Annotated in this window: 1 protein-coding gene; it reads left to right on the top strand. The window is 48.4% G+C overall.

From position 1 onward, the window contains the following. Positions 1-39 precede the first annotated feature (39 nt). Complete coding sequence (locus D9742_RS22845; protein ID WP_130238329.1) at positions 40-1329, top strand: FliC/FljB family flagellin; 1290 nt, start codon at positions 40-42, stop codon at positions 1327-1329. Positions 1330-1416 lie beyond the last annotated feature (87 nt).

The raw sequence follows: 1416 nt of genomic DNA, 5'->3' as shown, positions 1-1416 counted from the left end.
GGGCGGATCGCACCGCCAGGTTTTAATTGAGGATATATCATGTCACAGGTCATTAATACCAACGCACTGAGCCTGGTTGCACAGAACAACCTGAACAAATCTCAGTCCACTCTCGGCACTGCGATCCAACGCCTGTCTTCTGGTCTGCGTATTAACAGCGCAAAAGACGATGCTGCTGGCCAGGCTATCAGCAACCGTTTCACCGCCAGCATCTCTGGTCTGACTCAGGCTTCCCGCAACGCTAACGACGGTATCTCCATCGCTCAGACCACTGAAGGTGCGCTGAACGAAGTGAACGACAACCTGCAGAACATCCGTCGTCTGACTGTTCAGGCGCAGAACGGCACTAACTCCGATTCTGACCGTCAGTCCATCCAGGACGAAATCAATGCCCGTCTGGATGAAATCGACCGCATCTCCAATCAGACTGAATTTAACGGCGTTAAAGTTCTCAGCCAGGATCAGTCTCTGTCTATTCAGGTAGGTTCTAACGATAGCGAAACTATCAGTATCGATCTGAGCAAGATGGATGCCGGCACCCTCGGGATGACTGATTTCAACGTGGCTGGCGGTATTAATGCCGCAACCCTGAATACAACAGGCGCTAATGTGAATGTTGATGAAGGCTATAAGTATGATGTAGCTAATGTCACAGACAAAGGTGCCAAAAAGGCGGATAATATTGTTAAAGATGATGCAACTGGTAAAATCTACGCCCAGATTGGTACAGATGCCGATCCGGCAAATAATAAGTACTATGAAATTAAGGATGACGGTAAAGGCGGTATGACCTTCGATAGTGCTGGTGCGGCTACAGGTTTTACTAAGGCTACAGCACCTACATCAGTAAAAGACCAAGAAGCTTATCACTCTACACAAGTAACAGGTGTACCGGCCGGTACCACCCTGAAAGACGATGGTAAAGGTAACTACTATCTGGAAGATGCTACGGGTAATTTAACCAATGCCAAACTGGATACTACCAACGATAAGGCTGGTAATTTCACTGCGACCATCACTGATTTAAAAACCGCAGTTAACACCAAACCAGCAACCACCGATCCGCTGAAAGCTATCGATGCCGCGCTGTCTCAGGTTGACAAACTGCGTTCTGGCCTCGGTGCCGTACAGAACCGTTTCGATTCTGTTATCAGCAACCTGAACAACACCGTTAACAACCTGTCTGAGTCTCGTTCTCGTATCCTCGACGCTGACTTCGCGTCTGAAGTATCTAATATGAGCCGCGCTAACATCCTGCAGTCTGCCGGTACTTCTGTTCTGGCACAGGCCAACCAGGTTCCGCAGAACGTTCTGCAGCTTCTGCGTTAATCTCTGTATTGGCAGACTAATTCTGTTGATAATCTCAACCAGCCCGGTATCCCCCCGGGCTGATTTTATTTTTATCCAGTCGTTAAA

Source organism: Escherichia sp. E1V33, assembly GCF_004211955.1.
GTDB lineage: Bacteria > Pseudomonadota > Gammaproteobacteria > Enterobacterales > Enterobacteriaceae > Escherichia.
This window is presented reverse-complemented; position numbering and strand designations above follow the sequence as displayed.

Coding starts and splice junctions, on each gene's coding strand:
- D9742_RS22845 (WP_130238329.1), top strand. CDS start 40: ATGTCACAGGTCATTAATACCAACGCACTGAGCCTGGTTGCACAGAAC.